Origin of the sequence: Streptococcus cristatus, assembly GCF_001578775.1 — a bacterium.
Classification (GTDB): domain Bacteria; phylum Bacillota; class Bacilli; order Lactobacillales; family Streptococcaceae; genus Streptococcus; species Streptococcus cristatus_A.
On the sequence record NZ_KQ969062.1, the window covers coordinates 418,697 to 441,357 of the forward strand.

Sequence of the window (22,661 nt, forward strand, 5' to 3'; positions counted from 1 at the left end):
AGATTTTCTAATAGATAGTATCAGTAATGTAAAAGTCATGTAGATTTAGCTCTTGGTGCTACACAAATAAAAATTAGGTATAAAAAATGACATACGAAGTAAAATCTCTTAATGAAGAATGTGGTGTTTTCGGTATCTGGGGACATCCAGATGCTGCTAAATTGACCTATTTTGGTCTCCATAGTCTTCAGCACCGTGGTCAGGAGGGGGCAGGAATCCTCTCCAATGATCAGGGGCAATTGAAGCGCCATCGTGATATGGGGCTTTTATCAGAAGTCTTCAAAAATCCAGCTAATTTGGATAAATTGACTGGAACGAGCGCGATTGGGCATGTGCGTTATGCGACTGCTGGCGAAGCTTCTGTTGACAACATCCAGCCCTTCCTATTTCGCTTTCATGATATGCAGTTTGGACTTGCTCACAACGGAAACTTGACCAATGCCGAATCGCTCAAGAAAGAATTGGAACAAAGTGGCGCTATTTTCAGCTCAACCTCTGACTCGGAAATCTTGGCCCACCTCATTCGTCGGAGTCACAATCCCAACTTGATGGGTAAAATCAAGGAAGCACTTAGCCTTGTCAAAGGTGGCTTTGCTTATATCCTGCTGTTTGAGGACAAGTTGATTGCGGCTCTTGATCCTAATGGTTTTCGTCCACTTTCTATTGGGAAAATGGCAAACGGAGCGGTGGTCGTTTCGTCAGAAACCTGTGCTTTTGAAGTCATTGGTGCCGAGTGGATTCGCGATGTAAAACCAGGAGAGATTGTAATAGTATATGACAATGGGATTCAGTACGATAGCTATACGAATGATACCCAGTTGGCTATTTGCTCTATGGAGTATATCTATTTTGCCCGACCTGACTCTAATATCCATGGTGTCAACGTCCATACAGCTCGCAAACGTATGGGTGCCCAATTGGCGCGTGAGTTCAAGCACGAAGCGGATATTGTGGTCGGTGTGCCAAATTCATCACTCAGCGCAGCCATGGGTTTTGCAGAAGAATCAGGCCTGCCAAATGAAATGGGTCTGATCAAAAACCAGTACACGCAACGTACCTTTATCCAACCGACTCAAGAATTGCGGGAGCAAGGGGTGCGGATGAAACTGTCTGCTGTTTCAGGCGTTGTCAAAGGCAAACGTGTGGTGATGATTGATGATTCCATTGTTCGCGGGACAACTTCTCGCCGTATCGTTCAGCTCTTGAAAGAAGCAGGTGCGTCTGAGGTTCATGTTGCCATTGGTAGTCCAGCGCTAGCTTATCCATGTTTTTACGGGATTGATATCCAGACGCGTCAGGAGCTGATTGCGGCCAATCATACGGTCGAAGAAACTCGCCAAATCATTGGTGCGGATAGTCTGACCTATCTTTCGATTGATGGCTTGATTAACTCTATAGGGATTGAAACAGATGCGCCAAATGGCGGTCTCTGTGTCGCTTACTTTGACGGTGACTACCCAACACCTCTCTACGACTATGAAGAAGACTATCGTAGAAGTTTGGATGAAAAGACCAGTTTTTACAAATAGGTGGATGACGATTCTCCATTAAAGGAAAGGAATAAACAAATGACGAATAAAAATGCTTATGCGCAGTCTGGTGTGGATGTTGAAGCGGGTTATGAAGTTGTGGAACGGATTAAAAAGCACGTGGCTCGTACGGAGCGTGCAGGTGTCATGGGGGCTCTGGGTGGCTTTGGTGGTATGTTTGACCTTTCAAAAACAGGTGTCAAAGAGCCTGTCTTGATTTCGGGAACTGACGGTGTCGGAACCAAGCTCATGCTGGCTATCAAGTACGACAAGCACGATACCATCGGGCAGGACTGTGTTGCCATGTGTGTCAATGACATAATCGCTGCGGGTGCAGAGCCCCTCTATTTCCTCGACTACGTCGCAACTGGCAAGAATGAACCAGCTAAACTAGAACAAGTGGTTGCTGGTGTGGCAGAAGGTTGTGTGCAGGCAGGCGCTGCTCTCATCGGTGGGGAAACGGCTGAAATGCCTGGTATGTATGGCGAAGATGACTACGACTTGGCTGGTTTTGCAGTCGGTGTGGCTGAAAAATCTCAAATCATTGACGGCTCAAAGGTGGCAGAAGGTGATGTCCTTCTCGGGCTTGCTTCAAGTGGTATCCACTCAAATGGTTACTCGCTCGTCCGTCGTGTTTTTGCCGACTACACAGGTGAGGAAGTCTTGCCAGAATTGGAAGGCAAGAAACTCAAGGAAGTTCTTCTTGAGCCGACTCGTATCTATGTCAAGGCTGTCTTGCCACTTATCAAGGAAGGGTTGGTTAACGGCATTGCCCACATCACAGGTGGGGGCTTTATCGAAAATGTCCCTCGTATGTTTTCAGCTGACTTGGCTGCGGAAATTGAAGAAGACAAGGTTCCAGTCTTACCAATCTTCAAAGCCCTTGAAAAATACGGTCAGATCAAGCATGAAGAAATGTTTGAAATCTTTAATATGGGTGTAGGCCTCATGCTGGCAGTTAGCCCTGAAAACGTAGATCGTATCAAAGAATTGCTGGATGAACCAGTCTATGAAATTGGTCGCATCGTTAAGAAAGAAAACGAAAGTGTCATCATCAAATGAAAAAAATAGCGGTTTTTGCTTCTGGTAATGGCTCGAATTTTCAGGTGATTGCCGAAGAGTTTCCGGTGGAGTTTGTCTTTTCAGACCATCGTGATGCCTATGTGCTGGAACGGGCAGATAAGCTCGGCGTTTTGTCCCATGCTTTTGAACTTAAGGAATTTGAGAACAAGGCAGACTACGAAGCAGCCCTAGTCGAACTCTTGGAAGAACACCAGATTGACTTGGTCTGCCTCGCCGGCTACATGAAAATCGTTGGGCCAACCTTATTGGAGGCTTATGAAGATCGAATCATCAACATTCATCCAGCCTACCTGCCAGAATTTCCAGGTGCTCATGGGATTGAGGATGCTTGGAATGCTGGTGTCGCTGAGAGTGGCGTGACCATTCACTGGGTGGACTCTGGTGTGGATACAGGCAAGGTCATCAAACAAGTCCGTGTACCACGTCTAGCTGATGATACCATCGAAAGCTTTGAAGCTCGCATTCATGAAGCGGAGTACAAGCTGTATCCAGAGGTTCTGGATAGCTTGGGAGTGGAGAGGAAATGATGAATTATAACGAATTGGATGGTTATAAACTTTTTTTTGAGAAAGTCTTTCCAAATATGTCTGATACAGATATCTTAAATGAGCTGTGGAATTTTGCAAATACTTCGCTTCATAAAATTGAGTATCCAAAGGCAGGGGAAGCTTGGAAAGATTTAAAACAGTCAATTGATGAAAGAAGTAAAGGCATAAACAAGCGAGGCAATACTGTTTATGTTCGTACATTTGGTAATAAGAAAGATAGAGAATCTGAGGAATTGCTGAGGTGTTTTTATAAGCACGTTTATGGTATTGACTTTATTAAAATAGATAACAGCAATAACCAAAAGCCAACTTCTGTTTTACAAAAATACACGGACTATAGTAAAAAGAATAGTAATAAGAAAAAGAAATTAGTAAATTACCAAATATCACATATATTTGGTAAAACACTTAATTACTACGCATTTGCTGCCCCATGGAATGTAGTATATTTACCCCAAATTTTAGACCCATTTACTGGTCATGAAAGCAAAGGTTTTTTAACTAGAGAATTCACAAAAAAACTGCAAAAAATGATGCTCGAAAATTATAAGGATATGATTGTAGAATATAATAAAAAAATGGAATCTATTTTTACGGACAAAATTAAGAGTTTTAAGTTTCAAAAGGAAGCTTTAATCACTAAATTTGGCAAAGATAGGGTGGAAAAATTTTTTGACGAAATAGATAAAAATTTTTCAAAAATTGAATTACCAAAGGAGGAATTATGACTAAACGCGCCTTAATCAGCGTCTCAGACAAAGCGGGCATTGTTGAATTTGCCCAAGAACTTAAAAAACTTGGTTGGGAGATTATCTCAACCGGTGGCACCAAGATTGCCCTTGACAATGCTGGGGTGGTGACCATTGCTATCGACGATGTGACTGGTTTCCCAGAAATGATGGATGGTCGTGTCAAGACCCTCCACCCCAATATCCATGGCGGACTCCTTGCTCGTCGTGACCTGGATAGCCACTTGGAAGCGGCCAAAGACAATCAAATTGAACTCATTGACCTTGTAGTGGTCAATCTCTATCCTTTCAAGGAAACCATTCTGAAGCCAGGTGTAGAGTATGCGGATGCGGTGGAAAATATCGACATCGGCGGGCCATCTATGCTTCGCTCTGCGGCTAAAAACCATGCCAGCGTGACAGTTGTAGTAGATCCTGCTGACTATGCTGTGATTTTGGACGAATTGGCAGCAAACGGCGAAACAAGTTACGAAACTCGCCAACGTTTAGCAGCTAAGGTTTTCCGTCACACAGCGGCTTATGATGCCTTGATCGCAGAATACTTCACAGCGCAAGTGGGTGAAGCAAAGCCTGAAAAACTGACCTTGACTTATGACCTCAAGCAAGCTATGCGCTATGGGGAAAATCCTCAACAGGATGCGGACTTCTATCAAAAAGCTTTGCCGACTGACTATTCGATTGCATCAGCGAAACAGCTCAATGGTAAGGAATTATCCTTTAACAATATCCGTGATGCGGATGCGGCTATCCGTATTATCCGTGACTTCAAAGACCGTCCAACCGTTGTGGCTTTGAAACACATGAACCCATGTGGGATTGGTCAGGCTGATGACATCGAGACTGCTTGGGACTACGCTTATGAGTCTGATCCAGTGTCTATCTTTGGTGGAATTGTCGTCCTTAACCGCGAGGTGGATGCTGTGACTGCTGAGAAGATGCACGGTGTCTTCCTTGAAATCATCATCGCACCAAGCTATACGGATGAAGCGCTAGCCATTTTGACCAACAAAAAGAAAAACTTGCGTATCCTTGCCTTGCCATTTGATGCTCAAGAGGCCAGTGAAGTGGAAGCTGAGTACACAGGCGTGGTCGGTGGACTCCTCGTGCAAAACCAAGACGTGGTCAAAGAGAGCCCAGCTGACTGGCAAGTGGTGACCAAACGCCAGCCAACCGAGACAGAAGCAACTGCTCTTGAATTTGCTTGGAAGGCTATCAAGTACGTCAAATCAAACGGGATCATCGTGACCAATGACCACATGACACTTGGTGTTGGTCCTGGTCAAACCAACCGTGTGGCTTCTGTTCGTATTGCGATTGACCAATCTAAAGACCGTCTTGGCGGTGCTGTGCTCGCTTCCGATGCCTTCTTCCCATTTGCAGATAACGTGGAAGAAATCGCCAAAGCAGGGATTAAGGCCATCATCCAGCCAGGTGGCTCCGTCCGTGACCAAGAATCCATCGAAGCAGCGGACAAATACGGCTTGACCATGGTCTTCACAGGAGTGAGACATTTTAGACATTAAGAAAAATTACTTGAAATAATATTTTATAGTTGACATTTTACGAATAATTAAGTAGAATGTAGTTATAATCTAAGAATTAATTTAAGAAACTGGTGTGGTAATTTTAGTGTCAGTAATCGAGTTATCGATGAAGTTATGTCACTAGGCACACCAGTTTTCTTATTATGTGGTAGGAGTTATTATGAAATTAAATGAAGTAAGAATAAAAGATTTTAATTTTGGAGATGTTGATGGAAGTGATGAATCGTTAGAACCTAAATTTCAAGATTTATTTTATGATGAAGATTCTTTTTATGAAAAAGAGCTAAGCAAAAAAAAGAAATTTATCATTTATGGCAGAAAAGGTACTGGTAAGACTTTATTAGCTTCATACCTAAATGAACAAATGAGGCATAATGCTAATCAGTCTAGTAAAATAGTTTCCTATGATGAATATATCTATGAGAAACTGAAAGAGTTCAAGTATGATTCTGTTAAGAAGGAAGAACAATCATTGTTTTGGAGATACGTATTTTTGCAACAGTTTGTTGACTTAATAAAAAAAGATTATGAGTATGCCCGTTTTTGGCAATTTTATAGGAAGCGGAAAATAAAAAAACTAATTGAATCAGTGACACGACAATTTTTAGAGGTTCAACAATTTATAAACGAAGATTCTACGGAAATTAAAAATAACGGGAAAATTAACTCAAAAATATCTGATTTAGGTGCGGAATTACAGGTGAACTCTAGCTCTGGAAGTACACAAAAAACTACTAGTATTGAATCTCCATATTTTAAGAAATATAAGGAAATTGAAACAGAGGTTTTAAACTATTTGAAAGCGTCTTCAAAAGCATATTTTATTTTTTTTGATGATATGGATAGATTAGAAGAAACCATGGATTTAGATGAATTTATAGATTTAATGATTTCTATGATTTATGGAGCCCAATCACTCAACAGAAAAATTGAAGGAAATTCAAAAATTGTGTTGCTTTTAAGAAGTGACATTCTTAAGCTATTATTTGGGAAATCAGGCGATGTTAATAAGCCGATAACATCTGGAGGAATAGAGTTGATTTGGTATGAATCTAATGCCGCTGCCTCAGATAGTCCTCTAATTAAGATGATTTTATATAAAATGAGTAAAAGTATTGATGATAATCTTCCTTTGAGCGAAATACGAAGTAATTTCTTTCCTACAAAAGATACAATATTTAAATATATGATGTCTAGAAGTTTTGGTCGACCTAGGGATATAGTATCGTTCTTTAACATATACAAAAAAAATTTCCTGAGGATCAAAAAATTGTTCTTAATAATATGCAACGAGTTGAAAAAGAATATTCAGAGTGGTTTTACAAGGAAATATCTAATGAATTGAAGATAACAGGTAAATTTGATGAAGTTGATAAGCTATTAAAATCAATTTCTGAGCTTGGTAAATATGAGTTTACATATCATAAGTTATTCGATTTTATGCAAAAACGTCAAGGCAATACGGACGAATTATTGGAATTGTTAACTTTACTTGTACAATTAGGAGTATTGGGTATTAGGTTGAATACAGGAAATATTGAATTTAGATATCGAGATTATAATATTGACAAGCCAGTAAATATCTATACAAGATTTGTTGTCCACTATGGATTGAGAAAGTTACTGTCTATTAGTTTTAATGACGATAATGAGAAAAACATTATATATCAGTAAGATTAAAAGAATGTTGAAGGTAAGGTATTAAACGTAATCATCGTGACCAAGAATCTATCGAAGCAGCGGATAAATACGGCTTGACCATGGTCTTCACAGGAGTGAGACATTTTAGACATTAAGAAGATTTATATTGGAGAAAATGCTTAGATCTTTTCTCCAATTTTTTTGCGTAAAAAAACTCCCAAAAGGATGAGTGGTTCATCTTTTGGGAGTTGATGTTTAAAAGGGCTTAACAGAATTAGAAAGAAAGTCCACTTTGGAAAGCGCTGAGTTTTTGTTTAGCTACTTCGTTGATTTGATCGATAGCAGCATTGATAGCTTGACTAGTCAGATCAGACAGAGTTTCCATATCTTCTGGGTCTACGATAGCAGGCTGAAAGTCAATTTTGACAACCTTTTTATCACCAGTAAGAGTTGCTACAACTAAATCTTGGCTAGATTTTCCAACAAATTCAGTTGCCGCTAATTCTGCTTGAGCAATGTCCATTTCTTTTTTAAGTTTTTGGGCTTGCTTCATCATGTTTTGCATATTCATCATAAGATTTTCTTTCCTTTCTCTCGCAAGGGCTGAGCCCTTAGTAACCTTCACTCTTCAATTATATCATTTTTTAGAAAAGTGGCAAGAAGAACATTTCTAGAAGGTTTGACAAAGATTTAGCCTTTATAGTAGAATGGTCATGAATCTATATCCCAAGGAGAAGATAACTTGAAAAATAAGAAAATAAAAGCTTTGCTGTTGGTAGTGCTCTCATCCCTCTTCATCCTAATCGGCTGTAGTGGTAGCCCTAAAATTCAGGGGAAATGGAATGTTCAGGATGTTAGAGGTGAAGAAACGACCATTGAAATAAAAGACAAGACCATCATTGTCAACGAAGAAGAGTATAAGTATACTCAAAATGCTGTTGGTTTTAAAAATGGGGTGAGTTATTATGGTCTGACTCGGAAAGATAATGGAAAAATATTTTCTATCGTCTTTCCTGAGAAAGATAAAAATGTTGCTATTATGCTAATTCCTGATTCAGACGATGACTATCTCACAGGTAGTATGCTCTTTGCTATGAACCGCAAGGAAAAGCCGGATTATAAAAAATATGCAGAAAAATATTTCAATGTACAGTAGAAGAAAAAGGCGCTGAATTTCAGCGTCTTTTAGGTTTTATGCAAGTGATACCATGGTCGGCAAGTCTAGACTAGACTGCTCTAGATCTACCGTCAGCTGATAGTCTGTCTTATCACGGACGGTGTGCTCAAAGTCAGTGGTGTAGAGGACGAGACGCAGTTGGTCGCCTTTTTTCATCTTATAGATCGTTGGTTGCAGTTCAAAGCTACATTCCATCCATTGGCCAGGAGTAACTTCTTCGACCGTCAGCAAGTCTGTCCGATTTTGCAGGTTGAGGAAGCCTTTGGTGATAACACGGTGTGGCGTTTCAGCAAAAGGCAGCTCAAGCAGATTGTCCAGCATATAGTAGCGGCCGTTGTCCATGACTCTAGGCTCAAGCGGTATCGGAATTGGAGTGAGGCGTTTAGCTGGTCCAAAGTCCAGTAGCTGGGCAGAAATCAGCCCCTTGTCCGTGCTGGATTTAAGGCGCAGTTTGAGCTGGGTGGCTCCGTTGAGGAAGAGGTCGTCTTCCAAAGTCCAATCCAGAGTAATCTGGTTAACCTTGCCGTCAAAGAGTTCGTTTTTAAAGCTTTGGTAGTTTTTAGCAAAACGATTGTAATCTTCTTCTGAATATTGGTTTTGAATCTCTTGAGAGCCTTCACCTAGTTGGAAATGAGCGTAGTTCTTTTGTCCGCCGAAGTTTTCCAGAGTTAGCCAATTTTGAGCTTGGCTGTTGTCCTGCCAGATGACTTGCGGCAGTTCGAAGTCTGAAGCATGGCCTAGCAGTTTCTTGCTAAGGAGGGCATTCATGGCTTCGCGGAAGTCGATGGACTGCCAGTTGTTCATGTAAACATGGGCACCGTTATGGAAGAAGAGGTGCTTTTTGATGTGAGGCGGTAAGGCTCGAAACATATTATAGACATGGAGAGGCTTGACATTCCAGTCTTGAGAGCCATGTGTGAAGACGACTTCGGCCTTGACCTTATCTGCATGGAGCAGGTAGTTGCGATCATGCCAAAATTGATTGTAATCTCCAGTTTGCCGGTCTAGGTCTTTGCGCTGTTGCTCTAGACTTTGCTGATAAGCATCATTATGACGCAGGTAGTCACCAGCCCTCAGGTTGCGGGAGTAAGTTAATTCGGTCAAGGATTCAAAATCCTCTCCTGGGTAACCTCCGGGACTAGTGACGAGACCGTTTTCGCGGTAGTAGTTGTACCAAGAAGAAATTCCAGCTTCGGCGATAATGACTTCCAGCTCATCTACGCCAGTCGTTGCCAGCCCGTTGGACATGGTGCCCAGATAGGAGATACCGGTCGTAGCTACTTTTCCGTTGGACCAACTAGCCTTGATTTCCCGCTGGCGCGTGTGGTCGGTGAAGGCTCGGCAGCGGCCGTTGAGCCAGTCAATAACGTTCTTATAGGCTTCGATCTGCTGATAGTCGCCGCTGGTCATCAGTCCTTCAGAGTCTTTAGTTCCCACGCCAGACACATAGAGATTGGCAAAGCCGCGGGGCAGCAAGTAGTCATTGAGCGTGTAGGTGCCGATATGCCCCAATTTTTCCTCGGTTTCAGATACTTCTTGGGCAGAAGCTGGCGCATCCAGTTGAAGCAATTTAAGCTCAGGGTCTTGGACTGTGATGTGATGTGGCTCTTTTTTTACTAAGTCCACATTCATATTATGGAGAGCCTTGTCGCTGGCCGGATCATTGGTTCCCTGATGATAAGGAGAAGCGGTCATGACAGTAGGGACTTGCCCTTGGTAACGAGGACGGATAATGCTGACCTTGACTAGATCTGGCAGGCCATCTCCATCAGTATCAACTCGGCTTTCTACATAAACCACCTCACGAATGGCATCATGGCTGGAAAAGGTTGCCAGGCTCTTACCGTTGAAGTAGTGGTGGGTATTGTCCTCGGGAATCAAACCCTCGCTGACCAGCTTATCAACCAGCAAATTGCCATTTTTTGTTCGAGTGTTGAGCAACTGGTAGAGGTTTTCTAGCAGATCGCCATAAACGATAGGGAAGTTGCTTTCTGTTCGGAATTTCTCAAGATCGGTGAAATCAACAAAAGGCACAAAATCCAATAGCTGAAAGACAGTCATGTAGAAGACCTCAGCTGTCAGTTCACGGTCTGACTCGAAGAAGGTCAATAGGTCAGTTTCGCTATCAGCTGCCCAAGCTCGAAGCAAGTAGTCAGTATCCTGATAGAGAAAGAAACAGCGTCGTAGGAAGCTTTGGATATTGTCTTTGTCAGAAAGGTGCGGCTCATAGATGAAGCCCAACTCGGCTAATTCTTGGCGCATAGTGTCTGGATTTGTCTTGCGATAACTATACTGATTAAAGCGCATATTTTTCCCTCTTTTTCTGGTTTTTATTTAAAATGACCTTTACATTATCCATTATACTTGATAAAATATAGATTGTCTAAAAAATTTAAAAGGAGAAATTAGATGGATTTCAGTTGGGCTATTAAATATGCCACGGAATTTTTAGGAACAGCTATCCTTATCATTTTGGGGAATGGTGCTGTTGCCAATGTTGAATTAAAAGGAACTAAAGGTCATCAAAGTGGCTGGTTGGTCATTGCTGTTGGTTACGGTATGGGGGTTATGATTCCAGCTTTGATGTTTGGAAATACCTCAGGTAACCACATCAACCCTGCCTTCACTTTAGCACTTGCGATTAGTGGTTATTTCCCATGGGCGCATGTAGCACCTTACATTCTTGCTCAAGTTTTGGGTGCTATCTTCGGACAGGCTTTGGTCGTAGCGACACACCGCCCTTACTACTTGAAAACAGAAAATCCAAACAATATCTTGGGTACTTTCTCAACCATTTCAAGTCTAGATCACGGAACACCTGAATCTCGTAAAGCAGCAACAATCAATGGCTTTATCAATGAGTTTGTTGGTTCTTTTGTTCTTTTCTTTGCAGCGATGGGCTTGACTAAACTTCACTTCGGTGCGGAATTGAAGGTTCTTATCGAGAAGAATGTACAACAACAAGCTCTTCAAGCAGCTCAAGCAGGCCAAAAAGTAGCAGAATCAGATGTTCAAAGTCTTATTCACAATACATTTGCACAAGCAACAAATGGTTCATCTGCTGTCGCTCACTTGGCACTTGGTTTCCTTGTCATGGCTTTGGTAACTTCACTTGGAGGTCCTACTGGACCAGGCCTTAACCCAGCCCGTGACCTCGGACCTCGTATCTTGCACTTTATCTTGCCAAAATCAATCCTTGGTGAACACAAGGGTGATTCAAAATGGTGGTATTCTTGGGTACCGGTTGTGGCACCAATTGCGGCTGGTATTGCAGCAGTAGCTTTATTTAAAGCAATTTACGGATAATATTTATCAAAAGACTGAGAGAAATCTCGGTCTTTTTTTGTTAGTTTCTGACTAATAGAAAAATGCGATTTGGTTTATATTTTTGGTCTGTTAGATTAGGATAGTGGAAATGTTCTGAAAATTGTTGGTTTGCGCATAATTTCTTGTCAAAAAAATGAAAATTTATTACAATAAAATAGTTTGGAGGAAGTTATGAGTGTGAATCGTGTTGCAAGAATCGTTCCAGTAATAAAAGTAAATAATCGGAACCTAAATCAAGATTTCTATAGCAAAACGCTGGGGATGAAATCCCTATTGGAAGAAGGAGCCCAGTTGTCTTTGGGCGATCAAACCAAAACAGAAAGATTGATCTTAGAAGAATCTCCAAGCATGCGCTCTCGCCGAGTCAAAGGGGCAAAGAAATTGGCTCGCTTAGTGATCAAGGTGGCACAAGCGTCAGAAATTGAGGCTTTGTTGGCTCGAGGGATTGAAGTTGATAGTTTATATCGTGGGGAGAAAGGTTATGCTTTTGAAGCGACTTCCCCGGAAGGTGATCGCCTCTTGCTCCATGCAGAAGAGGATTTGAGTAGCTTGCAACCAGTCCAAGAAACTCCTGCATTTGAAGGGCAGGACGATTTTATCGGCTTGAGTCAATTTGATGTGGAAAAGATTGAGCTTCGTGTCCCAGATTTACAGGCTGTCAAGGCTTTCTATCAGCCAGTGAGCAATGTCTTGGATTTCCTAGATGTGCAGGAAGCCCAAGGAGAAGATTTGACGGCTGATAATACGAAAACTTGGGATCTGGCTATGCTCAAATGTTTGGTTGCGGACTTTGATGTGGAAAAATTGTCATCGATTTTTGCGACACAGGAATTTTTTGTACCTAAATCTAAAAAATTCTTAGTCAGCCAAGACCAAAGTAATATTGAACTATGGTTTGAGCAACTATGACCCAGCGGATTTTAGAAAAGATCGATCAGCAGCTTGCTGCGGGTCTCTATCCTGGGGCTAGTTTGTCTCTTTATCGTGATGGACACTGGCAGAGTTTTTATCTTGGCTTAGCAGACCCGGCCATTCAATCAGAAACGCGAGCAGGCCTGCTTTATGATCTGGCAAGCGTTAGTAAGGTGGTTGGCGTAGGGACCTTGGTGGCATTTTTGTTTCAGACTGGTGACTTGGATATCGATGCGCCTTTGCGGCAATACTATCCAGCTTTTCATGATGATCGGGTGACTCTGCGCCAGCTTTTAACCCATACCTCTGGGCTCGATCCCTTTATTCCCAATCGGGATAGGCTCAATGCTCAAGAACTAAAGGCGGCCCTCAATAGCTTGACAGTGCTGGATGACAAAACCTTCCATTATACAGATGTTAATTTTCTCCTGCTGGGCTTTATGCTGGAGGAGCTGTATGGGGAGGGCTTGGACCGCTTATTTGAAGACAAGATTTTTAAGCCGTGGGCGATGCAGAACACTAGCTTTGGACCAGTAGCTTCTGCGGTGCCGACTGTTCGTGGCGTGAAAGCGGGAGTGGTTCATGATCCCAAAGCGCGTGTCCTAGGCCATCATGCCGGTAGTGCTGGACTTTTTTCAACACTTGAGGATTTGCAGATCTTTTTAGAGTATTATTTGCAGGATGAGTTTGCAGAGAAATTGAGCCAAAATTTTGCTTTAGAGCTGGGCAAGACGCGCAGTCTAGCTTGGAATTTGGAGGGGAACTGGCTGGATCATACTGGCTATACGGGTACTTTTATCATGTATAATCGGGCGGAGCAGAAAGCCGCAATCTTTCTGTCCAATCGCACCTATGAAAAGGATGAACGTGCCCAGTGGATTTTAGACCGCAATGAACTGATGGATTTAATCAGGAAAGAGTGGTAGCCTCCTCCCTACCGAAGCCAAAGGTCCGTCGCTGATGATAAAATAGGATAGAACTCCAGCTTTTGCTTGGAGTTTTTGACTGCTTAACGTGACTTTGTCAGTTAAGATGGGAAAAGATCGCTTTTTTTCCAAAAGTATATTAAAATATAGAAGATAGAAGGAAGAAATAGAGAGAAAGTATGACAAAAGAGAAGGGTGTCGGCAAGGCACATAGCAAGATTATTCTGATGGGGGAGCATTCGGTGGTCTATGGCTATCCAGCCTTGGCTTTGCCTCTCAATAATATCGAAGTGACTTGTCAGGTATTTCCTTCTGAGAAGCCTTGGACTCTCTATGAGGAAGATACCTTGTCCATGGCTGTTTTTGCCTGTCTGGAGCACTTGGGGAAGCAAGGTGCTCAGATTCGTTGCCAGGTGAATTCTATGGTGCCAGAAAAGCGGGGCATGGGTTCGTCTGCAGCTGTCAGCATTGCAGCTATTCGTGCGGTTTTTGACTACTTTGAAGAATCCTTGGATCATGAAACGTTGGAAATTCTGGCCAATCGAGCAGAGATGATTGCCCATATGAATCCAAGTGGTCTGGATGCCAAGACCTGTCTTAGTGATGTAGCCATCAAGTTTATCCGCAATGTCGGATTTTCAGAGATTGAGTTAGATTTGAGCGCTTATCTGTTGATTGCGGATACAGGTATTCACGGACATACGCGGGAAGCCATCAAAAAGGTAGAAAGTTTGGGTCAAGAGGCTCTGCCCCTCTTACAGGAGCTGGGAAATCTGACAAAAATCGTTGAGAAGGCGATCCATCTAAAGGATTTGCTAACCATGGGACAGGCCATGACCAAGGCTCACGGCAAACTAGCCCAGTTGGGAGTTTCCTGCCAGCTATCTGATGACTTGGTCGAGCTGGCGCTTGAAAATGGGGCTCTCGGAGCCAAAATGAGTGGCGGTGGCCTAGGTGGCTGCGTGATTGTGCTAATAAAAGAAAAGAAAGAGGCGGAAGACCTAGCCCGTCTTTTGAGAGAGAAAGGAGCCAGCAATATATGGATAGAAAGCCTGTAAGTGTCAAGTCTTACGCCAATATTGCTATTGTCAAGTATTGGGGCAAGGCAGATGCTGAGCGGATGATTCCTGCTACTAGTAGTATTTCCTTGACTTTAGAGAATATGTACACCCAAACCCAGTTAAGCCCGCTTTCGGCTGAGGCTGCTGGCGATGAATTTTATATCGATGGGCAACTGCAAAGCCCAGAAGAGCATGCTAAGGTCAGTCGGATTATTGATCGTTTTCGGACGGAGCCAAGTGATTGGGTTCGGATTGACACCAGTAACAATATGCCGACAGCAGCAGGTTTATCCTCTAGTTCCAGCGGTTTATCTGCTCTGGTCAAGGCTTGTGATGCTTATTTTGAAACTCATTACAATACTGAGGAGCTGGCTCAGTTGGCCAAGTTTGCTTCAGGTTCGTCAGCCCGCTCCTTCTTTGGTCCTTTGGCAGCATGGGACAAGGATAGCGGAGCGATTTACCCTGTGCCAACCGACCTTAAGCTGGCCATGATTATGTTGGTGCTTCATGATGAGAAAAAGCCGATTTCTAGTCGACTTGGCATGCAGCTCTGTGCTGAAACGTCCAAAAATTTTCAAGCTTGGATTGATCGGTCAGCTCAGGACTATCAGGATATGCTGGCCTACTTAAAGGATAATGATTTTGAGAAAGTTGGGCAGTTGACCGAGGAGAATGCCCTGCGGATGCATGCAACGACCGATACAGCTACGCCTCCATTTACTTATCTGACAGAGGAAAGCTATGCTGCGATGGACTTTGTTCGCCAGCTCCGAGACCAGGGACATCCTTGCTATTTCACCATGGATGCTGGTCCCAATGTCAAGGTTCTCTGTCTTGAAGAGGACTTGGAAGACTTGGTGCCCCTTTTTGCGGATCAGTACCGTCTGATTGTCTCCAAAACGAAGGAATTGCCTGATGGAAACTAAGATGCAAGTCCAGACCTGCGGGAAGCTCTATCTAGCTGGGGAATACGCTGTTCTGAGCCCTGATCATGCGGCTTTGATTAAGAATATTCCCATCTATATGCGGGCAGAGATTGAGGCGGCGGATGCCTATGAGCTGGATTCGGATCTCTTTAGCCACAAAGCCAGTCTATCGCCAGACGCGGACTATGGCTTGGTTCAAGAGACCATTCAACTGATGAACGATTATCTCAGCTTGCTGCAACGCCCATTGCACCCATTTGCTCTGACTATCAGGGGAAAAATGGAGAAAGACGGGCGCAAATTTGGGCTGGGTTCTAGTGGCAGCGTGGTTGTCTTGACGATCAAGGCGATGGCCGCTTTTTATCAACTGAAACTAAGCTCTGACCTCCTCTTTAGACTAGCTGCAGTAGTGCTTCTCGAGCGGGGGGATAATGGCTCCATGGGAGATCTGGCCTGCATTGCTTATGAACAACTGGTTTATTACCGCTCTTTTGATCGGATGGCAATCCGTCAGCGATTGGTCGAAACAAATCTGTTAGAGATTTTAAAGCAAGATTGGGGCTATGAAATCAAGCCTATCCATCCTGCTTTATCCTGTGATTTTCTGGTTGGTTGGACGAGAGAACCGGCTATTTCTAGTGACCTTGTCAAGCGGGTTAAGTCGAGTTTAAACGAAGATTTCCTGACTCAAACCCAGCTTCAGGTGGACTGTCTGAAAGAAGCTTTTTTGTCGGCTGATAAGACAGCTGTAAAAAATAGTCTATTGACTGCCAGTCAGTTATTAGATAGCCTCAGTCCGCTAATTTACACGGAGAAATTACAGGCCTTAAGAGAGGCGAGTCAGGGCTTGGATTGTGTCGCTAAAAGCAGTGGTGCTGGCGGTGGAGACTGTGGTTTCGCCCTGTCTTTTGCTGCCGAAGATAGCCAAACCTTGATCCAACGCTGGCAAGAAGCTGGTCTGGAATTACTCTACCAAGAAAGGATAGGTGCTCATGAGCCAAAGTCGTAAAGATGATCATATCAACTACGCCCTAGAACAGCCCCTTGGCTACAATAGCTTTGATGATATAGAATTGATTCATCACTCTTTGCCAGCCTATGATTTGGACGAGATTGACTTATCCACTCATTTCGCCGGGCGTGACTGGGATTTTCCCTTTTATATCAATGCTATGACAGGTGGAAGTCCAAAAGGGCGAGAAATCAATGAAAAACTGGCTAAAGTGGCGGAGGCCTGTGGCATCCTCTTTGTGACAGGTTCCTACAGTGCAGCCCTGAAAAATCCAGATGATGATTCTTATACTGTGGCAAAGGATAAGCCTAGTCTACTCTTGGCCAGCAATATCGGTCTTGACAAACCAGTAGCCGCAGGCTTACAGGCGGTGTCGGATTTGAAACCTTTGTTTCTCCAGCTACATATTAATGTCATGCAAGAATTGCTAATGCCGGAGGGAGAACGGACTTTCAGAACTTGGAAGCAGCATTTGGAAGCCTATGGAAAAGATTTTCCAGTTCCCCTTGTCCTCAAGGAAGTAGGCTTTGGCATGGATCGGAAAACGATTGAGGAAGCTCAGGCACTAGGTATTTCGACCTTTGATATTTCTGGTCGTGGTGGAACGAGCTTTGCCTATATTGAAAATCAGCGGAGCGGTCAGCGAGACTATCTCAACGGTTGGGGGCAGACTACAGCCCAGGCCTTACTGGCAGTGCAAGACTGGGTGGACAAGGTGGAGTTGCTGGCAAGCGGTGGCATTCGCCATCCTCTAGACATGGTTAAAGCCTTAGTTCTGGGTGCCAAGGCAGTCGGCCTTTCTCGGACTATGTTAGACTTGGTCGAAAAACACTCAGTCGAAGAGGTCATTGCTATTGTAAATGGTTGGAAGGAAGACTTACGTTTATTGATGTGTGCCCTGTCTTGTCGCAACCTTGAAGAATTAACATCCGTTCCCTATCTGCTTTACGGTCGCTTAAAAGAAGGAGCCGAACAGGTGCAATAAACACCGGCTTATATGCTTTATCTAGTTGATAAAATGCTTTAGCAGATCATTCAAGGAAAAGCGAAAATTATTCTTGCTATTTGCTGGAAAATCTAGTATAATTATTATTTGTGAGTGAACCTCACTTACCCCTTGCAGCGTCTTGGGGTCATTAGACCAAAAGGAGGAACATATCAATGGCTAAATACGAAATTCTTTATATTATTCGTCCAAACATTGAAGAAGAAGCTAAAAACGCTTTGGTAGCACGCTTTGACTCTATCTTGACTGACAACGGTGCAACTGTTGTTGAATCAAAAGACTGGGAAAAACGTCGTCTTGCATACGAAATCCAAGATTTCCGTGAAGGACTTTACCACATCGTTAACGTTGAAGCAAACGACGATGCAGCTCTTAAAGAGTTTGACCGTCTTTCAAAAATCAACGCTGACATTCTTCGTCACATGATCGTCAAACTTGACGCTTAAGAAGGTAAATTATGATTAATAACGTTGTACTTGTGGGACGTATGACCCGTGATGCTGAACTTCGCTATACACCGCAAAACCAAGCGGTCGCAACCTTTACTCTGGCTGTTAATCGCAACTTTAAAAATCAAAGTGGTGAGCGTGAAGCGGATTTTATCAATGTTGTTATCTGGCGGCAGCAGGCAGAAAATCTTGCAAACTGGGCTAAAAAAGGAGCCCTGATCGGAATTACTGGTCGCATCCAGACTCGTAACTACGACAATCAGCAAGGCCAGCGTGTCTATGTCACAGAAGTCGTTGCAGACAACTTCCAGCTTCTGGAAAGTCGTGCAAGCCGTGAAGGGCAGCCCTCAGGCGGCTTTGGTGGCGGTGGCTTCGGTGGAAATTCTGCGCCGAGCTATGGTAATGCTGACTCATTCAACCAAGTACCGAACTTTTCTCGTGATGAAAGCCCATTCGGCAATTCAAACCCAATGGACATCTCAGACGATGATTTACCATTCTAATAATGGACAAAACTAGAACTATAATATAAAGGAGAATAACATGGCTCAACAACGTCGTGGCGGATTCAAACGCCGTAAAAAAGTTGATTACATCGCAGCAAACAAGATTGAATATGTTGATTACAAAGATACTGAGCTTCTTAGCCGTTTCGTTTCAGAACGTGGGAAAATCCTTCCTCGTCGTGTAACAGGAACTTCAGCTAAAAACCAACGTAAAGTAACAACAGCTATCAAACGCGCTCGCGTAATGGCTTTGATGCCTTTCGTAAACGAAGACTAATGAGAGTCCCTGCTTTTTGCAGGGATTTTTGCTGTCTTGATGATAGGAAGGGACAGTGCTATAATAGGAGCAACTATCGAGATATGGGAGGTTTGCCATGACAGAAGAACTAGCCATCAGAAAGATGCTTTTTGAGGATATTGAAGGCTTATCGAATGCTTTTATCCAGCAAAGCTGGCCTGGTCGGAGAGAGATTTTAAAAACCTACTTTCTGGAGCAAGAGGCGGGTGAGCGCCAAGTTTTGGTGGCGGTTGTTGGGGAATCTTTGGCTGGTTATATTACGGTTATTCCCTTGGCAAAGCATGGACCCTTTGCTGGTCTTTATCCTGAGTTAACGGATTTTAATGTTTTTGAAAGTTTCCAAAAGCGAGGAATTGGCACAGCTTTATTGGACAAAGCAGAGCAAGTAGCACAGCATTATTCAGATGTGGTCAGCTTGGGTGTTGAGCTGCATAAAGGCTATGGCCCAGCACAACGACTATATGTAGGTCGCGGGTATATGCCAGATGGGTCAGGAGTTTGGTTTCAAAATCAGCCACTCACGCCCTATGCTTCGTGCGAGAATAACGATGAGTTGGTATTATACTTTTCAAAAAGAGCAAAATAAAAGAGGTTGAAAAACCTCTTTTTTATGCTGTTTAGTATTTCGCTGGCCCCATGGTTGCACTCTTAATATTGAAGCGTTTCTTGAGGTAGAAACGGAGCGCTAGGGTAATTCCTCCGATGATGGCAACGACATTGTTTGACAAATGTGGGTTGAGAGAGTCGGGCAGTAAGCTAGAACCAATGATTGAAAGGGTCCAAAGACCAATGGCTACTAGCATGATAAGGATAGATTTGAGTAGGTGTGGACGCTGGCTACGCTCAGTATCTGGTCCGTAAAAACGGTAAACGAAATGATAGAGGGCGTAGAAAGCGAGACCACCAACAATACTACCAAAGACAAGTGTCGTCATGCCGTAAACAGACGGTCGAGAAGACGCCAAATTAACGATGGAAGTCAGAACGGTAAAGAAACCGAAAATGAAAAGGACGGAATCCAGCATCATCCATTTTGGATCATCGTTTTGTTTTGGATTCTCGGCGTCATAGCGCTCCTTAGCAGTGAGAGAAGAAGCCCAGTAAGTTGGTGCACCATAGAGAGCACGGGCAGGAATGCCCTTGGCCTGATTTTCTAAAATGTTTGGAATGATTTCTTCTAAGATTGCTTTTACTTCTTCATCGGATTTGCCATCTTTGAGGAGTTGGTGAGTGGCGATGTGGAGAAATTCCTTATTTTTCTTAGTTAGTTTGTCTGATACTACTTGTGACATGTGAGTCCTTTCTGGTGGTTAGAATAATTTTTTATGGAAGAGGTAGAGGGTCAGAGAGCCACTCAGAGCAAAGGCGATAAACATGATAATCCAGAAGGCATGTGGCTCGCCGTTTAGAGGTAGTTCATTATCTTTGAAGTTCATCCCATAGGCAGAGAAGAGCATGGTCGGAATGGACATAACAACAGTTACCAAAGCCAGTGTCTTCATGACATTATTCTGGTTGTTGGAAATAATGGAAGCAAAAGTATCTGTCATGCTGTGGAGGATATTTCCATAAATATCAGCCATCTCGATGGCCTGCTGGGTCTCAATCAGGGTATCTTCCAGCAGATCTTCATCTTCCAAGTATTTCTTAATATTGCTGGTAGAGCTGGTCAGTTTCTTAATCACGCGCTCATTGGTCTTGAGGGAGGCTTTGAAATAGACGATGGTCTTTTCCAGCTCCATGAGCTCGATCAGTTCTTCGTTTCGAGTCGACTGGTGCAGCTGGCTTTCAATCTGCTCACTCTTGCGGTCAATAGAACGCAGGGCTGTCAGATATAGCTCGGCATTGCGGTAGAGAATCTGAAAGATAAAACGTGACCGCATGAAAGTATAAAAGTTGCGCAGGCGACGGTGGATAAAAATATCCAGCAGGGGCAACTTTTCCAAACAAGTCGTGATGATGGCTTCTTCTGTGATGATAATACCAAGCGGGATAGTGACATAGTAAGTCTGGTTATTCCGCTCCTCGGTGATGGGTACGTCTACGATGATCAGTGTGTACTCATCCTCGATGGTGACCCGAGACATTTCCTCTGCATCGAGTGGTGCTCGTAGGTCAGCTATGTCAATGCCAAAGGCGTTTGCGATTTCTAAAGATTCATTTTGGGAAGGATTGACCATATTTATCCAAGTTCCCGATTCAAGTGTATCAATCTCCTTGAACTCGGTTGTTGTTGATAAAAATACTTGCTTCATATCTCCTCCTAGAATCGTTTATAAGCACCGTCTTATTATACTACAAATTCTAGTCTTTTGGGCAAAAGTTTGCAGAAAAATTTGCTATAATAGAAGAAGTTTAAAGGTAAAGTGTGGAAGAGATGCAAGATAAAATTGTGATTCATGGAGCGCGAGCTCATAATTTAAAAAATATTGATGTAGAAATACCCCGAGACAAGCTGGTCGTGGTGACCGGTCTGTCCGGCTCGGGCAAGTCCAGCCTGGCCTTTGACACCCTCTATGCAGAGGGGCAGCGGCGCTATGTAGAGAGCCTGTCGGCCTATGCCCGGCAGTTTTTGGGCAACATGGAAAAACCGGATGTTGACTCGATTGATGGTCTTAGCCCGGCTATTTCCATCGACCAGAAGACCACCAGCAAAAATCCTCGCTCAACAGTGGGAACAGCTACCGAAATCAATGACTACCTGCGTCTGCTCTACGCGCGTGTCGGAACGCCTTACTGTATCAATGGTCACGGTGCCATCACAGCTTCCTCTGTCGAGCAGATTGTCGACAAGGTCTTGGAGCTGCCGGAGCGTCAGCGGCTGCAAATCCTGGCGCCGGTCATCCGCAAGAAAAAGGGCCAGCACAAGACGGTTTTTGACAAGATTCAGAAAGACGGCTATGTCCGGGTGCGCGTGGACGGCGAGATTTACGATGTGACCGAGGTTCCTGAGCTGTCCAAGAGCAAGCAGCACGATATCGAGGTCGTGGTGGACCGCATTGTCATCAAGGAAGGGGTCCGCAGCCGGCTCTTTGACTCGGTCGAGGCGGCTCTCAGGATTGCGGAGGGCTATGTGGTCATCGACACCATGGACGGTGAGGAGCTGCTCTTTTCCGAGCACTATGCCTGCCCAGTCTGCGGCTTTACGGTGCCTGAGCTGGAGCCGCGGCTCTTCTCCTTTAATGCTCCTTTTGGCTCCTGTCCGGACTGTGACGGTCTGGGAGTCAAGCTGGAGGTAGACTTGGATGTGGTGGTGCCGGATGCCGGCAAGACTCTGAGAGAAGGGGCTTTAGCTCCTTGGAATCCCATTTCCTCTAACTACTATCCGCAGATGCTGGAGCAGGCCATGCAGGAGTTCGGGATTGATATGGATAGGCCTTTTGAGGAGCTGACCGAGGCAGAGCGCCAGCTGATTCTCTTTGGCTCTGAGGGCCGAGAGTTCCATTTTCATTATGAAAATGAATTCGGCGGTGTGCGGGATATTGACATTCCTTTTGAGGGAGTGGTGGCTAATATCAACCGCCGCTATCATGAGACAAACAGTGACTTTACCCGCAATCAGATGCGGCTCTACATGAATGAGCTGACCTGTGCAGCCTGTCAGGGCTACCGGCTCAATGACCAGGCCCTGTCTGTTAAGATTGGCGGAGAGAAGGGGCTCCATATCGGTCAGATTTCCGATTTGTCCATTGCGGATCATTTGGAGGAGCTGGACCGCCTGACCTTGACAGACAATGAAGCGATTATTGCTAAGCCTATTGTCAAGGAAATTCACGACCGTCTGACCTTCCTCAACAACGTCGGCCTCAACTACCTGACCCTGTCGCGCTCAGCGGGCACCCTCTCTGGCGGGGAGAGTCAGCGGATTCGCTTGGCGACTCAGATTGGCTCGAACTTGAGTGGTGTCCTCTATATTCTGGACGAGCCCTCTATTGGCTTGCACCAGCGTGACAATGACCGCCTGATT

General features: G+C 44.0%; 24 protein-coding genes and 1 pseudogene. 21 read left to right on the top strand and 4 right to left on the bottom strand.

Going from position 1 to position 22,661, the window contains the following annotated elements; genetic code table 11:
* Window positions 1–86: 86 nt before the first annotated feature.
* The 8 genes and pseudogenes from purF to SCRDD08_RS12155 form a co-directional block, all read left to right on the top strand.
* Window positions 87–1,529 (top strand): amidophosphoribosyltransferase, encoded by a 1,443-nt coding sequence (gene purF, locus SCRDD08_RS02045; RefSeq protein WP_061422203.1) that lies wholly within the window; start codon window positions 87–89, stop codon window positions 1,527–1,529.
* 39 nt (window positions 1,530–1,568) lie between these two features.
* Window positions 1,569–2,591 carry a phosphoribosylformylglycinamidine cyclo-ligase gene (purM, locus tag SCRDD08_RS02050; protein WP_061422204.1) on the top strand — a complete coding sequence of 341 codons (1,023 nt, stop codon included), beginning with the start codon at window positions 1,569–1,571 and terminating at the stop codon, window positions 2,589–2,591.
* A complete protein-coding gene (gene purN, locus SCRDD08_RS02055; protein ID WP_061422205.1) occupies window positions 2,588–3,139 on the top strand; it encodes a phosphoribosylglycinamide formyltransferase in 552 nt (183 codons plus the stop codon). The genes purM and purN overlap by 4 nt, the downstream gene beginning before the upstream one ends.
* Window positions 3,136–3,888, top strand: coding sequence for a hypothetical protein (locus SCRDD08_RS12110; protein ID WP_330997067.1), 753 nt, complete (start codon window positions 3,136–3,138; stop codon window positions 3,886–3,888). Before purN ends, SCRDD08_RS12110 begins: the two co-directional genes overlap by 4 nt.
* Entirely contained in the window at window positions 3,885–5,432 is a 1,548-nt protein-coding gene (purH, locus tag SCRDD08_RS02065) for a bifunctional phosphoribosylaminoimidazolecarboxamide formyltransferase/IMP cyclohydrolase (RefSeq protein WP_061422206.1), read from the top strand. Before SCRDD08_RS12110 ends, purH begins: the two co-directional genes overlap by 4 nt.
* A gap of 181 nt (window positions 5,433–5,613) precedes the next feature.
* On the top strand, window positions 5,614–6,798 hold the full coding sequence (locus SCRDD08_RS02070) for a P-loop ATPase, Sll1717 family (protein ID WP_061422207.1): 1,185 nt from the start codon (window positions 5,614–5,616) through the stop codon (window positions 6,796–6,798).
* Window positions 6,795–7,127: a hypothetical protein gene (locus tag SCRDD08_RS02075; protein WP_061422208.1), complete on the top strand. Its 333-nt coding sequence runs from the start codon at window positions 6,795–6,797 to the stop codon at window positions 7,125–7,127. The genes SCRDD08_RS02070 and SCRDD08_RS02075 overlap by 4 nt, the downstream gene beginning before the upstream one ends.
* Before the next feature lie 41 nt (window positions 7,128–7,168).
* A pseudogene (locus SCRDD08_RS12155) lies at window positions 7,169–7,249 on the top strand (IMP cyclohydrolase); the annotation flags it as partial.
* Between the two features lie 119 nt (window positions 7,250–7,368).
* Here SCRDD08_RS12155 and SCRDD08_RS02080 read toward each other — a convergent pair.
* A complete protein-coding gene (locus tag SCRDD08_RS02080; RefSeq protein WP_015605798.1) occupies window positions 7,369–7,668 on the bottom strand; it encodes a YbaB/EbfC family nucleoid-associated protein in 300 nt (99 codons plus the stop codon).
* A 168-nt stretch (window positions 7,669–7,836) separates the two neighbouring features.
* Here SCRDD08_RS02080 and SCRDD08_RS02085 point away from each other — a divergent pair, with 168 nt between their 5' ends.
* A complete protein-coding gene (locus SCRDD08_RS02085) occupies window positions 7,837–8,250 on the top strand; it encodes a hypothetical protein (protein WP_061422209.1) in 414 nt (137 codons plus the stop codon).
* 36 nt (window positions 8,251–8,286) lie between these two features.
* Here the strand turns inward: SCRDD08_RS02085 and SCRDD08_RS02090 are convergent, their stop codons facing one another.
* A complete protein-coding gene (locus SCRDD08_RS02090) occupies window positions 8,287–10,578 on the bottom strand; it encodes a Xaa-Pro dipeptidyl-peptidase (protein WP_061422210.1) in 2,292 nt (763 codons plus the stop codon).
* Window positions 10,579–10,680: 102 nt separating this feature from the next.
* On the opposite strand from SCRDD08_RS02090, the gene gla reads away from it, so the two are divergent.
* The 11 genes from gla to SCRDD08_RS02145 all read left to right on the top strand — a co-directional run bounded on the left by gla (window position 10,681) and on the right by SCRDD08_RS02145 (window position 19,280).
* Window positions 10,681–11,577 (top strand): aquaglyceroporin Gla, encoded by an 897-nt coding sequence (gene gla / locus SCRDD08_RS02095; protein ID WP_045500550.1) that lies wholly within the window; start codon window positions 10,681–10,683, stop codon window positions 11,575–11,577.
* Between the two features lie 192 nt (window positions 11,578–11,769).
* A complete protein-coding gene (locus SCRDD08_RS02100) occupies window positions 11,770–12,507 on the top strand; it encodes a CppA N-terminal domain-containing protein (protein ID WP_061422211.1) in 738 nt (245 codons plus the stop codon).
* A complete protein-coding gene (locus tag SCRDD08_RS02105; RefSeq protein ID WP_061422212.1) occupies window positions 12,504–13,436 on the top strand; it encodes a serine hydrolase domain-containing protein in 933 nt (310 codons plus the stop codon). The genes SCRDD08_RS02100 and SCRDD08_RS02105 overlap by 4 nt, the downstream gene beginning before the upstream one ends.
* 179 nt (window positions 13,437–13,615) lie before the next feature.
* Window positions 13,616–14,494, top strand: a complete 879-nt coding sequence (gene mvk, locus SCRDD08_RS02110) for a mevalonate kinase (RefSeq protein WP_061422213.1) — start codon at window positions 13,616–13,618, stop codon at window positions 14,492–14,494.
* The gene (mvaD, locus tag SCRDD08_RS02115) at window positions 14,476–15,423 is read left to right on the top strand and encodes a diphosphomevalonate decarboxylase (protein WP_061422214.1); all 948 of its coding nucleotides are present in this window, start codon (window positions 14,476–14,478) and stop codon (window positions 15,421–15,423) included. Before mvk ends, mvaD begins: the two co-directional genes overlap by 19 nt.
* Complete coding sequence (locus SCRDD08_RS02120) at window positions 15,413–16,432, top strand: phosphomevalonate kinase (protein WP_061422215.1); 1,020 nt, start codon at window positions 15,413–15,415, stop codon at window positions 16,430–16,432. Before mvaD ends, SCRDD08_RS02120 begins: the two co-directional genes overlap by 11 nt.
* Window positions 16,416–17,420: a type 2 isopentenyl-diphosphate Delta-isomerase gene (fni, locus tag SCRDD08_RS02125; RefSeq protein WP_061422216.1), complete on the top strand. Its 1,005-nt coding sequence runs from the start codon at window positions 16,416–16,418 to the stop codon at window positions 17,418–17,420. The genes SCRDD08_RS02120 and fni overlap by 17 nt, the downstream gene beginning before the upstream one ends.
* A 176-nt stretch (window positions 17,421–17,596) precedes the next feature.
* Entirely contained in the window at window positions 17,597–17,887 is a 291-nt protein-coding gene (gene rpsF, locus SCRDD08_RS02130; RefSeq protein WP_002896497.1) for a 30S ribosomal protein S6, read from the top strand.
* A gap of 11 nt (window positions 17,888–17,898) precedes the next feature.
* Complete coding sequence (locus tag SCRDD08_RS02135; RefSeq protein ID WP_061422217.1) at window positions 17,899–18,393, top strand: single-stranded DNA-binding protein; 495 nt, start codon at window positions 17,899–17,901, stop codon at window positions 18,391–18,393.
* 40 nt (window positions 18,394–18,433) lie between these two features.
* A complete protein-coding gene (gene rpsR / locus SCRDD08_RS02140) occupies window positions 18,434–18,673 on the top strand; it encodes a 30S ribosomal protein S18 (RefSeq protein ID WP_000068664.1) in 240 nt (79 codons plus the stop codon).
* A 97-nt stretch (window positions 18,674–18,770) separates the two neighbouring features.
* Window positions 18,771–19,280: a GNAT family N-acetyltransferase gene (locus SCRDD08_RS02145; protein WP_061422218.1), complete on the top strand. Its 510-nt coding sequence runs from the start codon at window positions 18,771–18,773 to the stop codon at window positions 19,278–19,280.
* 31 nt (window positions 19,281–19,311) lie between these two features.
* On the opposite strand, the gene SCRDD08_RS02150 is transcribed toward SCRDD08_RS02145, so the two are convergent.
* The gene (locus SCRDD08_RS02150; protein ID WP_061422219.1) at window positions 19,312–19,986 is read right to left on the bottom strand and encodes a DUF1129 domain-containing protein; all 675 of its coding nucleotides are present in this window, start codon (window positions 19,984–19,986) and stop codon (window positions 19,312–19,314) included.
* Window positions 19,987–20,004: 18 nt separating this feature from the next.
* On the bottom strand, window positions 20,005–20,949 hold the full coding sequence (locus tag SCRDD08_RS02155) for a magnesium transporter CorA family protein (RefSeq protein ID WP_045500579.1): 945 nt from the start codon (window positions 20,947–20,949) through the stop codon (window positions 20,005–20,007).
* 122 nt (window positions 20,950–21,071) lie between these two features.
* Here SCRDD08_RS02155 and SCRDD08_RS02160 point away from each other — a divergent pair.
* On the top strand, window positions 21,072–22,661 hold a 1,590-nt coding region (locus SCRDD08_RS02160; protein ID WP_462217691.1), incomplete at its 3' end, for a UvrA family protein.

Excerpts from the sequence above, each read along its gene's own strand:
- gla (WP_045500550.1), top strand. The coding sequence starts at position 10,681 with ATGGATTTCAGTTGGGCTATTAAATATGCCACGGAATTTTTAGGAACA.
- purM (WP_061422204.1), top strand. The coding sequence starts at position 1,569 with ATGACGAATAAAAATGCTTATGCGCAGTCTGGTGTGGATGTTGAAGCG.
- mvk (WP_061422213.1), top strand. The coding sequence starts at position 13,616 with ATGACAAAAGAGAAGGGTGTCGGCAAGGCACATAGCAAGATTATTCTG.
- purN (WP_061422205.1), top strand. The coding sequence starts at position 2,588 with ATGAAAAAAATAGCGGTTTTTGCTTCTGGTAATGGCTCGAATTTTCAG.
- rpsF (WP_002896497.1), top strand. The coding sequence starts at position 17,597 with ATGGCTAAATACGAAATTCTTTATATTATTCGTCCAAACATTGAAGAA.
- mvaD (WP_061422214.1), top strand. The coding sequence starts at position 14,476 with ATGGATAGAAAGCCTGTAAGTGTCAAGTCTTACGCCAATATTGCTATT.
- purH (WP_061422206.1), top strand. The coding sequence starts at position 3,885 with ATGACTAAACGCGCCTTAATCAGCGTCTCAGACAAAGCGGGCATTGTT.
- SCRDD08_RS02090 (WP_061422210.1), bottom strand. The coding sequence starts at position 10,578 with ATGCGCTTTAATCAGTATAGTTATCGCAAGACAAATCCAGACACTATG.
- SCRDD08_RS02105 (WP_061422212.1), top strand. The coding sequence starts at position 12,504 with ATGACCCAGCGGATTTTAGAAAAGATCGATCAGCAGCTTGCTGCGGGT.
- SCRDD08_RS12110 (WP_330997067.1), top strand. The coding sequence starts at position 3,136 with ATGATGAATTATAACGAATTGGATGGTTATAAACTTTTTTTTGAGAAA.
- SCRDD08_RS02120 (WP_061422215.1), top strand. The coding sequence starts at position 15,413 with ATGGAAACTAAGATGCAAGTCCAGACCTGCGGGAAGCTCTATCTAGCT.
- fni (WP_061422216.1), top strand. The coding sequence starts at position 16,416 with ATGAGCCAAAGTCGTAAAGATGATCATATCAACTACGCCCTAGAACAG.
- SCRDD08_RS02080 (WP_015605798.1), bottom strand. The coding sequence starts at position 7,668 with ATGATGAATATGCAAAACATGATGAAGCAAGCCCAAAAACTTAAAAAA.
- SCRDD08_RS02100 (WP_061422211.1), top strand. The coding sequence starts at position 11,770 with ATGAGTGTGAATCGTGTTGCAAGAATCGTTCCAGTAATAAAAGTAAAT.
- rpsR (WP_000068664.1), top strand. The coding sequence starts at position 18,434 with ATGGCTCAACAACGTCGTGGCGGATTCAAACGCCGTAAAAAAGTTGAT.
- SCRDD08_RS02135 (WP_061422217.1), top strand. The coding sequence starts at position 17,899 with ATGATTAATAACGTTGTACTTGTGGGACGTATGACCCGTGATGCTGAA.
- purF (WP_061422203.1), top strand. The coding sequence starts at position 87 with ATGACATACGAAGTAAAATCTCTTAATGAAGAATGTGGTGTTTTCGGT.
- SCRDD08_RS02070 (WP_061422207.1), top strand. The coding sequence starts at position 5,614 with ATGAAATTAAATGAAGTAAGAATAAAAGATTTTAATTTTGGAGATGTT.
- SCRDD08_RS02155 (WP_045500579.1), bottom strand. The coding sequence starts at position 20,949 with ATGAAGCAAGTATTTTTATCAACAACAACCGAGTTCAAGGAGATTGAT.
- SCRDD08_RS02145 (WP_061422218.1), top strand. The coding sequence starts at position 18,771 with ATGACAGAAGAACTAGCCATCAGAAAGATGCTTTTTGAGGATATTGAA.
- SCRDD08_RS02150 (WP_061422219.1), bottom strand. The coding sequence starts at position 19,986 with ATGTCACAAGTAGTATCAGACAAACTAACTAAGAAAAATAAGGAATTT.